This is a genomic window from Kamptonema formosum PCC 10802, assembly GCF_000332335.1.
In the GTDB taxonomy this organism is placed as follows: domain Bacteria; phylum Cyanobacteriota; class Cyanobacteriia; order Cyanobacteriales; family Oscillatoriaceae; genus Oscillatoria.
Genome location: NZ_KB235949.1, coordinates 168906 through 178871, shown reverse-complemented (window position 1 = coordinate 178871; position 9966 = coordinate 168906). Strand labels below are relative to the sequence as shown.

9 protein-coding genes are annotated in these 9966 nt (G+C 54.8%); 8 read left to right on the top strand and 1 reads right to left on the bottom strand.

Annotation, left to right across the window (positions count from 1 at the left end; genetic code table 11):
- Positions 1-254: 254 nt before the first annotated feature.
- Positions 255-1460 carry an exodeoxyribonuclease VII large subunit gene (gene xseA / locus OSC10802_RS0131380; RefSeq protein WP_017720729.1) on the bottom strand — a complete coding sequence of 402 codons (1206 nt, stop codon included), beginning with the start codon at positions 1458-1460 and terminating at the stop codon, positions 255-257.
- A 487-nt stretch (positions 1461-1947) separates the two neighbouring features.
- Here xseA and OSC10802_RS0131375 point away from each other — a divergent pair, with 487 nt between their 5' ends.
- The 8 genes from OSC10802_RS0131375 (at position 1948) to OSC10802_RS51680 (ending at position 9963) form a co-directional block, all read left to right on the top strand.
- The gene (locus OSC10802_RS0131375; RefSeq protein ID WP_017720728.1) at positions 1948-3126 is read left to right on the top strand and encodes a GTPase family protein; all 1179 of its coding nucleotides are present in this window, start codon (positions 1948-1950) and stop codon (positions 3124-3126) included.
- Positions 3127-3334: 208 nt separating this feature from the next.
- A complete protein-coding gene (locus OSC10802_RS0131370) occupies positions 3335-3652 on the top strand; it encodes a 2Fe-2S iron-sulfur cluster-binding protein (protein WP_017720727.1) in 318 nt (105 codons plus the stop codon).
- A 389-nt stretch (positions 3653-4041) separates the two neighbouring features.
- Positions 4042-4239, top strand: a complete 198-nt coding sequence (locus OSC10802_RS0131365; protein WP_017720726.1) for a DUF8621 family protein — start codon at positions 4042-4044, stop codon at positions 4237-4239.
- Between the two features lie 146 nt (positions 4240-4385).
- Positions 4386-5471 carry a DUF3326 domain-containing protein gene (locus tag OSC10802_RS0131360; protein WP_017720725.1) on the top strand — a complete coding sequence of 362 codons (1086 nt, stop codon included), beginning with the start codon at positions 4386-4388 and terminating at the stop codon, positions 5469-5471.
- Positions 5452-6069, top strand: a complete 618-nt coding sequence (locus tag OSC10802_RS0131355; protein ID WP_044172126.1) for a CPBP family intramembrane glutamic endopeptidase — start codon at positions 5452-5454, stop codon at positions 6067-6069. Before OSC10802_RS0131360 ends, OSC10802_RS0131355 begins: the two co-directional genes overlap by 20 nt.
- A gap of 28 nt (positions 6070-6097) precedes the next feature.
- Complete coding sequence (locus OSC10802_RS0131350; RefSeq protein WP_017720723.1) at positions 6098-8002, top strand: hypothetical protein; 1905 nt, start codon at positions 6098-6100, stop codon at positions 8000-8002.
- 5 nt (positions 8003-8007) lie between these two features.
- Positions 8008-8418: a hypothetical protein gene (locus OSC10802_RS0131345; RefSeq protein ID WP_232731861.1), complete on the top strand. Its 411-nt coding sequence runs from the start codon at positions 8008-8010 to the stop codon at positions 8416-8418.
- A gap of 75 nt (positions 8419-8493) precedes the next feature.
- Complete coding sequence (locus OSC10802_RS51680; protein WP_017720721.1) at positions 8494-9963, top strand: GMC family oxidoreductase N-terminal domain-containing protein; 1470 nt, start codon at positions 8494-8496, stop codon at positions 9961-9963.
- Positions 9964-9966 lie beyond the last annotated feature (3 nt).

Sequence of the window (9966 nt, the reverse complement as noted above, 5' to 3'; positions counted from 1 at the left end):
TTAACGGGGAGGGGAGCTTTCTGCGAACCATTGTCCCCTCCTTTCCTCGAAAAAAACCGCGCAGATTGTGAGAGTCTCGCTCCACTCTTAGCCCGCGAAGGCGGGCTTCGTCTGTATAGCCGCGATTTTCAATCGCCAGGAACTTGGCCAACTAGCCAGAGGTCTAACCCCTCACGAATTCGCCAACAGCTTCTTTGCAATCGCCGGGAGCTTAAGTTGACACCAATGGCACGGGGGCACCGCCCCTACAAAATCTATTCACCCCGACTAACTCTCTCAATCTTAACACAAGCCACCTCTCCCTGCCGCACAATTTCCACAGTCTCAAAACCTTCCAAAGACTCCCCCGCTGCAATCAACCGGCTCTCACTGCGCAGCAACGCAAAACCCCGCCGCAGCGGAGACAGCGGGTGCAGCGATTCCAGATGAGCTGACAGCGCCGAAAGTCGCTGCTGCGCACTTCCCAAAATCCGACCGGCAGCGAGTTCCATGCGCTCTTCCGCCTCATCCACTCGCTGCGTGTAATTGTGCAGGCGTTCCGGAAACCGCTGCAGTGCGTAACTGTTAGCTAGCGCCGCAACCGCCTGTTTCCTCTTCTGCAAAATCTCACTCATCCGCCTCGACAGCTTCCCCTGCTTTTCAGCAATAACCCCCAGCAATTCTAGTTTATCACGCTCTGTCACCAACTCGGCGGCGGCAGTTGGCGTCGCCGCCCTCACGTCAGCGACAAAATCCGCTATGGTAAAATCAATTTCGTGCCCGACTGCCGAAACTACTGGAATCTTCGACTCGTATATCGCTTGCGCTACTGTGCGCGTGTTGAACGCCCACAAATCCTCCAAAGAACCGCCCCCGCGCCCCACAATCATCACCTCACAGTCTGTTTGATTGAGCGTCCGAATTGCACCGGCAATTTCTCCGGGCGCGTTTTCTCCCTGCACGCTGGCAGGACAAAAATAAATCGCGCAAGCCGGCATCCGCCGCTTCAGAGTGCTTTTAATATCCTCAATCGCCGCACCATTTGGGGAGGTAACCACCCCAATCCGCCAGGGCAAACTTGGCAGGCGCTTCTTGCGGGCGCGTTCAAAGTACCCTCTGGCGGCGAGTTCCTGCTTGAGGGCTTCAAACGCTAGATACAAATCGCCCTTCCCCTGTTGGGTGATGCGACTGCAATCAATTTGGTATTTGCCTTGCGGCGGGTAAACTGTCAGTCTCCCCTCGACGATTACCCTCATCCCATCGGCTACCTTAAAAGACAAAGGTCTGCCTTTCCACAAAACGCAGCTAATTTGTGCGCCTTCGTCTTTTAGGGTAAAATAGCGGTGCCCTGATTGCACGGTTTTAAAGTTGAACACCTCGCCAGACACGCGGACATCGCCGATGCCGTATGTGAGAAGCCGGTCGATTTTTTCTGTGAGTTCGGTAACGCTGATAGCAGAATTTTTCGGTTGCGGGTTCATTGAGGTGGAGTGGGATAATTTTAATCAACCGCCAAGACGCCAAGGACGCCAAGAGGGTATAAAAGAGAGGGAGAGGGATGGGGGTGAGGGGGTTACATAAAATGAAAGGGAGGCAGAGCCGTAGGGGCGGGTCCCCGTGCCACAGGTTCCCAGGCAGTAGGGGCGGTGCCCCCGTGCTCGCCCCGGAACGAGTTTAACGAGTTTAATATCTGTAGGGGCGGGTCCCCGTACCATTGGTGTCAACTTAAGCTCCCGGCGATTGGAAATCGCGGCTACACAAACGAAGTCCGCCTTCGCGGACTTAAGAGAAGAGCGGGACTTTTCAAACCCGCGCAGGCGGGTTTGGTCTGTGTAGCTGCGGTTACCCTGCGGGAAGCCGCCAAGGGCGGCTACAACCGCCTAGAGACTACGGGACACAGCTTAAGTTGACACGGATGGTCCCCGTGCCCGCCCCAGAAGGCGGAAGGCTAGTGAGGAGAAATTTGGGATGTCTGAGAAGGATTACTCATTTGATGAGCTTTTGACCAAAATTGGGGATGCTTACAAAGATGCGGAAAAGAAGTTGGGACAGTGCAATGTTTTGGTGATTGGCAAAACCGGCGTGGGCAAAAGTACGCTAATTAATGCGGTTTTCCGCGACCGGCTGGCGGAAACCGGCGTGGGCAGACCGGTGACTCAAGGTATCCGGCAGTACACTAAGCCTGGGTGCCCGATTACAGTTTACGACACTCCGGGGCTGGAATTGTCTGGCGGGCAGATTGAGCGGGTGCGGCAGGAGGTGGCCAAACTGATTGACGACTGCAGTCTGCAACCGGTCACAGAGCACATCCATGTGGTGTGGTACTGCATTAATTATGAGGGACGCCGGTTTGAGGGGGTGGAGGAAGACTGGCTGAGGGAGCTGGAAATCAAAGATGTGCCTATTATTCTGGTGGTGACTCAGACGACGACCCACAAACGCACGGATTTCTTGGCCTACTTGGAAGGCAAGAATCTGCCGGTGAGTCAGGTTGTTCCAATCATGGCGGAACCGAAGGTGGTTCACGATGACTTCCCGCCGGTGGAGATACACGGTTTGGAGCGTTTGGTGGAGGCGACTCTGGAACTCATCCCCCAGGTGGCGCGCAAGGCTTTCGTCCGAGAGCAGATCGGCAGTATTGAGCTGAAAGCCAAAGAAGCGTCCAAGTATGTGAGCGCCTATGTGGCCGGCTCTACCATTATTGGCGCTTCCCCGATTCCGTTCTCCGACGCGCCGGTACTGATGGCCATGCAAACGGTAATGCTGGCCAACATTACGGCCATCTTTGGCTTGCCCTTCGACCGGGCGTTTATGAGTACGATTGTGTCGGCGGTGGTGGGTGCCGGCGGGATGGCGGCTGCCGGCAGGGCCATTGTGGCCAATTTGCTGAAACTGATGCCCGGTGTGGGCACGGTTGCCGGTGGGGCGATCGCGGCGTCCACTGCGGCTGCTCTGACAATGGCGCTGGGGCTGTCCTATACCGAGGTTCTGAAAATTTATCTGAAAGCGAAAATCAGGGGCCAAGAGATGTCCTCAAGTGACCTCACCAAGATGATTGTGGACTTGTATAAGGATTATGTGTCCAATCCGGGGCAAGCGCCCAAGGATAAGGAATCTCCCCCTCCCCGCACTATCGATATTCAGTAGGATCGCCTGTGGCGGTACAATCAGCAAGTGCGGCGTTGCACCAGGATGATGCAAAACTATTTGCATCCGGGGAACCCCACCCCCCAACCCCCTCCCCATGAACGGGGAGGGGGGGAAGAAGAGTTCGTTCCATGCGGTGTGCGACGCCGGCAGTAATGGTTACGCTCCCACTTAGAAGATTTGGCGCTTCACGCGACCGACTCACACAATGTCAAAGATTTATACTGTTGAAATTAACCACCAAGGCACCACCCACACTATCGAAGTCCCAGAAGGTAAGATTATTCTGCGGGCTGCTGTCGCTGCGGGCCTAGATTTGCCCTGCTCTTGCAATGCCGGTGTCTGCACCACTTGCGCCGCTAAGATCCTCGAAGGAGAGGTGGATCAGAAGGATGGCATGGGCGTCGGTCCTCAACTCCAGGCGGAAGGCTATGTGCTGCTGTGCGTCGCCAAACCTCTCTCCAATCTCAAGATTGAGACTGAGAAGGAAGATGAAGTCTACCAGCGGCAATTTGGCCAACCGTAGAGCGCCGGTCTTGAAATCTGAGAAACCGGGTTTCTTTGCGTAAATTTCAGAACCCCGGTTTCGTAGGGGCGGGCCCCCGTGCCAAAGCGTGTCAACTTAAGCTGTGTCCCGCAGCCTCTGGGCGGTTGTAGCCGCCCTTGGCGGCTTCCCGCAGGGTAACCGCAGCTACACAGACCAAACCCGCCTGCGCGGGTTTGAAAAGTCCCGCTCTTCTCTTAAGTCCGCGCAGGCGGACTTCGTTTGTATAGCCGCGATTTCAATCGCCAGGAGCTTAAGTTGACACCGATGGCCACCCACGGAGACCGCCCTCTTCCGGGGTTCTGGGCCCCCAGACGCACCGGCACTGCTGCCAGTTACGATTAATTGCATCCACTACCCGACAAACCGCGATGACGACGCACTTTATTACGGCTGAAATTGACTTGCAGGAATCGCCCAAGCAGCTGCAGCAAGCGATTGAGGCGGAACTGCAAAAGCGGGGGGAACCCCTGCGCTGGGCAATCACCGGCACGGACGCCGACCGGCAGAAAGCCCTGGTTGAAGCAGTAGTCACCGCCGATTCCGATTCCGCCGGCATGCCGGTGTGAGGGGATAACCCCACCCCCAACCCCCGCGTGCCAAGGCGTAGGACAGGCGTCCCGCCTGTCCAGACGTAGGACAGGCGTCTCGCCTGTCCCAAAGACGAGGGCTTACCCCCACGGCACGCAAATAAACTAAATAAACGGAATTTAAGATGATTCGGCGTCCGTATACAGTTGTGCTGATTGTGCCCACCGGCATTGGTGCGGCGATTGGCGGCTATGCGGGGGATGCGCTGCCGGTTGCCAGAGCGATGGCGCAAATCGCAGACCGCCTGATTACTCATCCAAACGTCCTGAACGGTGCCCAGCTGTACTGGCCGCTTCCAAATGCGCTCTATGTGGAAGGCTTCGGACTTGACAAATTTGCCAAAGGGTGCTGGGGGCTGCGACCGGTGCACCAGAACCGGGTGGGTTTAATCCTCGACTGCGGGATTGAGCCAGACTTGCGGTTGCGGCACCTGCAAGCGGCGGACGCGGCGAGGGCCACTTTGGGGATTTCCCTGACGGACTGTGCGGTGACAGACGCGCCGCTGGAGGTGGAACTGCGCACATCGGATGCCGGTGCCAGCTGGGGGACGATTGGCAATCCGGGAAGCTTGTTGCGGGCGGCGGAGGTGCTGGTTCGGCAAGCGGGGGCGGAGGCGCTCGCCGTGGTGGCCAGATTTCCCGACGACCCGGACAGTGAAGCGCTGCAGCGCTACCGGCACGGACAGGGCGTTGACCCGCTGGCCGGTGCGGAAGCGGTGATCAGCCACCTCGTCGTGCGCACCTTGGCCATTCCCTGCGCCCACGCACCGGCACTCTCGCCCCTGCCCCTCGATGCCAATCTCTCCCCCCGCTCGGCTGCTGAGGAATTGGGCCACACCTTCTTGCCCTGCGTTCTTGCCGGCCTCAGTCGCGCACCTCAGTTTATTACCACAAAATCAGAGATTTGTCAACCGGCAGATGTGTGGGCGGAGCAAGTCGATGCCGTGGTCGTGCCGGCAGCAGCCTTCGGGGGCAGTGCGGTATTGAGCTTTAGCCAGATGCCGGTGCTGGCGATTGCCGTCAGCGAAAATCAGACTACAATGCAAGTGCCTCCAGAAAAAGTGGGAGTTAAAGCCATAAGGGTAAACTCATACTTAGAGGCGCTGGGCGTTATGGTGGCTCACCGCGCCGGCATCAGTCCAGCTGCCCTCAGCCCATCTGTCCCGTCCTTGCGTTGCCTGTCTTTTACCGATGGCCGAACCACTTCCTAACCGTCCAGACATGGAACCCCTGACCCGCATCGAAATTTTAGGGTACATGGGGGTCACTGCAGTTATCTTGCTGCTGGTTGCCAAAGTTTGGCAGCACTTGAGCACCGTCTCCCTGCTCCCGCTCAGCCTGATGGGTTGGGCGCTGCCCTGCGGTGCCGGCGTCGGGCTGGCCATTACTGCCGCCAGCTCTATTGTCTACCGGCTGTGGCCGGCATACCGCCAGAGTGCGGATTTCTACCTAGCCTTGGTGCTCAAACCCCTGGAGTGGCCAGACCTACTGTGGCTGGGACTGCTGCCCGGTATGAGTGAGGAGCTCCTGTTTCGGGGCGTCATGCTGTCTGACTTGGGGATGGACACAAGTGCAGTAGTCATCTCCAGTCTGTGCTTCGGCATCCTGCATTTCAGCGGGCCACAACAGTGGTCTTATGTCGTTTGGGCCACCCTCGTGGGGCTAGCGCTGGGGTACAGCGCCCTGGCGACCGGCAACTTGCTCGTGCCGATTGTGGCCCACATTACGACAAATTGGATTTCCGGCTGCATTTGGAAACTGGGAAACGGGAAAAACGGTGGCAGCGCCCCGCCCTATGTTAAAATCTAAAGCCAGTATTCCAGCGCTTTAGCAACAGATGAAACTAATTCTCAAGGATGGCCGGTTTCTCCTGACATTCTATCTCATCCCGCTCGCCCTGCTGCTGTGGTTTGTCGCCAGCTTTGGGGTAAATTTACCGTTTTGGGATGAAATAGGATGGACAGATATTTTTAATAAAGTTAGCCAAGGGAAGGCAACCTTTGCCGACTTTTTTAACCAGCATAACGAACACCGCATGTTTTTCCCAAAGCTAATCGCTACAGCGCTAGCGTTTGCCACAAAATGGGACATTAGGTGCGAATTATATTTCAGCGTTTTTTTAGGGATAGTAACCTTTTTTGCCCTCTACAAAATAGCCGCCTACCAAAGAGAGAAGCAAAGAGAGACAGGAGGCAAAGGGCTGTTTCATTTAGCCAATTTCCTCACCTGCATGCTGGTGTTCTCCTTAGTGCAGTGGGAGAACTGGCTGTGGGGGTTTCAAATCGCCTGGTTTTTAATCAATGCTTGCGTAGCGATTGCGATATTTCTAGCAGTCGCACCGGCATGGAAGCCAATAACAAGACTAGCCGGTGCAGCTGTATTCTGCTTTATTGCTAGCTTTTCCTCCGCCCACGGGTTGCTCTCTTGGCTAGCGCTAGTCCCTACAGTAGCAGTTATTCCCGGAAATTTTCAAGAGAAGCGGAAAAGAATTGTCGGGTGGGTGGCGCTGTTCGCACTGTCAGCAGCAATTTATTCGATTGGCTATCAAAAGCCGCCCGAAAGTCCAGATATATTTTACTTTCTCAAACATCCTTTATTGGCGGGAGCCTATTTCTTCAGGCTCTTGGGTTCGCCCTTAGTCGCGGCAATCAATCCCTACACCTGGCTCGACTACCCCGCGTTCAAGAATCTGTATTCAACCGCATCAGTCCCAGAGTATGCTGTTAATCTCGCCCCGGTGGTGGGAGTAATAGTTTTTTGCGCCTACTTGTTTTTTGCCTTTCAGTTCTTCAGCAAAAAGTGCGATCCTGAATTTAGGATTGCTGCCGCCCCTTGGCTATCTTTAGGTTTATTTGCGGTATTCTACGCCAGCCTCAACATCGCAGGGCGAGCCGGTTCTGGCAGCGCAGTGTGGGCTTTGATATCCAGGTACACAACCCCGACTATATTCATAATAATCTCCGCCATACAGATGGGGAGATTGTTTTTGGAGCGGGAGGAGAGGGATATAGCCCCGGAACCCCACCCCCTAACCCCCTCCCCGCTAGCGGGGAGGGGGAATAATTGGTGGGACTTTGCCAAACTGAAATCCTCTCGTTTTGGGGTTCAGGTATATAGGGGACTGGCATTTTTTTTAATGGGCTTGATTGTGGCAAAATCGGGAGAGGCGATAGCCACTCAAATCAACAAAGTGCACATCCAACAGCAGAACGCTAAAACCTGCTTTGAACTGGTCAACTATATTGATGGGAGCTCGCCGGATAACTGCTTGCTGCTGGTTATTCCTCACGCACCTACGGCTAAGTATTTCGCAAAAAAGCTGGATGAAATCGGACTGAGAGAATTTCCCAAAGATATAAAGTTCATTAACGAGCCGAGTCAAGTGTACGGCATCTTTGACACCGGCTTCCAAGTTGAAAAAAAGACAGTCGTCAAGCGAGACGGGAGTTTGTTCGCACATGGATGGGCCATGTTTCCAGACCGGCTCGAACAGCCGGGTTTAGTTCTATTATCGGAAGGAAATAAGAAAAGATTCTTCGCGAGTGCGCATGTACACTTGGACAGTCCGGATGTGGCCAAAGCGCTGAATTCCAGCCGGTATGCAAAAGCCAGATGGGCGGTTAATTTTTCGGCGGAATCGCTGCCGGTGGGAGAAACCGCTATCAAGGCGTGGGTGTACGATCGGGCAGGCAGCCGGTTTCTCAAATTAAAGGGCGAACTCAAGGTAAAAGTGGAGAAGTAGTGAAAATGTTGGGCATCTCACGGAGTTTCCAATCCACCGTTTCCGCACTCTGCTACTCAATCATCCACCAGAACTGCCAGCCGGTTGACTTAGCAGAGGATTTTCCGCATAATGAAGTAGTGCGATTTGTCCTCGGGCAGTACCGGCGGATGCCTGACTTCCTGCGGCTGCCGGTGGCGGTGCTCACCCTGATTTTTGACCTGTGGGGCATTGGGCGGGGAGGCGCTCTTTTCCACCGGCAGCCTCACGCAGTTCGGTGGCGTCAGATTGAATCCTGGAAAAATTCGTCTTTTGGATTTTGCCGGGATTTGATGCGCTTTTATGAGAGTTTAGTGATATTCTGCTGGTATTCCAGCTACCCGGCGATTGGAAATCGCGGCTATACAAACGAAGTCCGCCTTCGCGGACTAAAATAAGAGCTAGAATCTGAAAACCCGCACAGGCGGGTTTTGTTTGTGTAGCTGCGGTTTCAACCGCCGGGGAATTCTAAAATGTCTGAATCTACCAATTCCAATGTTATCGCCAATCCGCCGGCGCAGCTGAGATGCGAAATTGCTGTGGTTGGTTCTGGGCCGGGCGGCGCAATTACGGCTTGTTTGCTGGCGGAAGCCGGTCGGGATGTGATTTTAATAGAAGAAGGCTCCTATTTGCCGCTGGAATCCTGCACGCCTTTTTCGCGGGAAGAGATGGTGCAGAAGTATCGCAATGGCGGGATTACTGCAGCGTTTGGAACGCCAAAAATTCAGTACGTTGAGGGGCGGTGCGCCGGCGGCGGAAGCGAAATCAATAGCGGACTCTATCACCGCACACCACCGGAAATTCTGGAGAAATGGCAGAAAGAATTTGAGGTGGACGCTCTCGATGAAGCGGATTTGCTGCCGCACTTTGAGGCTTGCGAAAAAGATGTGAGTGTCTGCTATCTTCCGGGTGAGGCACCGGCTGCTTCTCTGAAGCTGCATGAAGGTGCTGTGCGTCTGGGATGGCAATCTTTGGAAGTGCCGCGCTGGTTTAAATACGAGGAATCGGGGGATACAATAGCTGCGCAGAATGGAACGCGGCAATCGATGACGAAAACGTTTATTCCCAGGGCGCTGCAGGCGGGGTGCAAGCTGCTGGCAAATACGCGAGTGAAGTCAATTCGCCAAGCGGGAAATCAGTGGATTCTCAAAAGTGAGTTTGCTGAATCTCGCCCGGTGCAAATTAAAGCTGATACTTTGTTTGTCTGTGGGGGTGCGATTCAAACACCGGCACTGCTGCGGCGCAGCGGTATCGCGACAAACATTGGCAATTCTTTGCAGATGCACCCGTCTGTTAAGGTAATTGCGCGATTTCCGGAGGAGGTGAATTCAGCGGATATGGGGGTGCCGGTGCATCAAGTCAAAGAGTTCGCGCCCAGATTTAGCTTTGGCTGTTCTATCAGTTCGCCGGCTTACCTGGCTCTGGCAATGAACGATCGCCCCAATTGTGCCGGTGAGGTTGATAAAGCTTGGCAAAAAATGGCGATTTATTATGCTATGATTGCAGGAGAGGGTTTCGGTTCTGTCCGCTGCCTGCCAGGGTTTGGCGATCCGCTGGTGCGCTACCGGCTCACACAACAGGATTTGAAAGATTTGTCGGAGGCGCTGCAAAAGCTTTCGCTGCTGCTGTTTGAAGCCGGTGCGGTGGCGCTCTATCCCAGCATTACTCAAGGGCAAATATTCAGGCAGCCGGCTGATATTGCCCAGCTCCCCGATATGCCGGTGTCCCGCACAAATTTAATGACGGTGCATGTGTTTTCGAGCTGTCCGATGGGGGAAAATAAACAGCGGTGCGCAACGGATTCTTTTGGGAGGGTTCACGGATTCAAGAATCTTTATATTGCTGATGCGAGTTTGCTGTGTTCAGCTCCGGGGGTGAACCCACAGGGTTCGATTATGGCGATTGCGCGGCGAAATGCGCTGAAATTTTTAGGGAAGCTGTAGGAT

Coding starts and splice junctions, on each gene's coding strand:
- xseA (WP_017720729.1), bottom strand. CDS start 1,460: ATGAACCCGCAACCGAAAAATTCTGCTATCAGCGTTACCGAACTCACA.
- OSC10802_RS0131375 (WP_017720728.1), top strand. CDS start 1,948: ATGTCTGAGAAGGATTACTCATTTGATGAGCTTTTGACCAAAATTGGG.
- OSC10802_RS0131370 (WP_017720727.1), top strand. CDS start 3,335: ATGTCAAAGATTTATACTGTTGAAATTAACCACCAAGGCACCACCCAC.
- OSC10802_RS0131365 (WP_017720726.1), top strand. CDS start 4,042: ATGACGACGCACTTTATTACGGCTGAAATTGACTTGCAGGAATCGCCC.
- OSC10802_RS0131360 (WP_017720725.1), top strand. CDS start 4,386: ATGATTCGGCGTCCGTATACAGTTGTGCTGATTGTGCCCACCGGCATT.
- OSC10802_RS0131355 (WP_044172126.1), top strand. CDS start 5,452: ATGGCCGAACCACTTCCTAACCGTCCAGACATGGAACCCCTGACCCGC.
- OSC10802_RS0131350 (WP_017720723.1), top strand. CDS start 6,098: ATGAAACTAATTCTCAAGGATGGCCGGTTTCTCCTGACATTCTATCTC.
- OSC10802_RS0131345 (WP_232731861.1), top strand. CDS start 8,008: ATGTTGGGCATCTCACGGAGTTTCCAATCCACCGTTTCCGCACTCTGC.
- OSC10802_RS51680 (WP_017720721.1), top strand. CDS start 8,494: ATGTCTGAATCTACCAATTCCAATGTTATCGCCAATCCGCCGGCGCAG.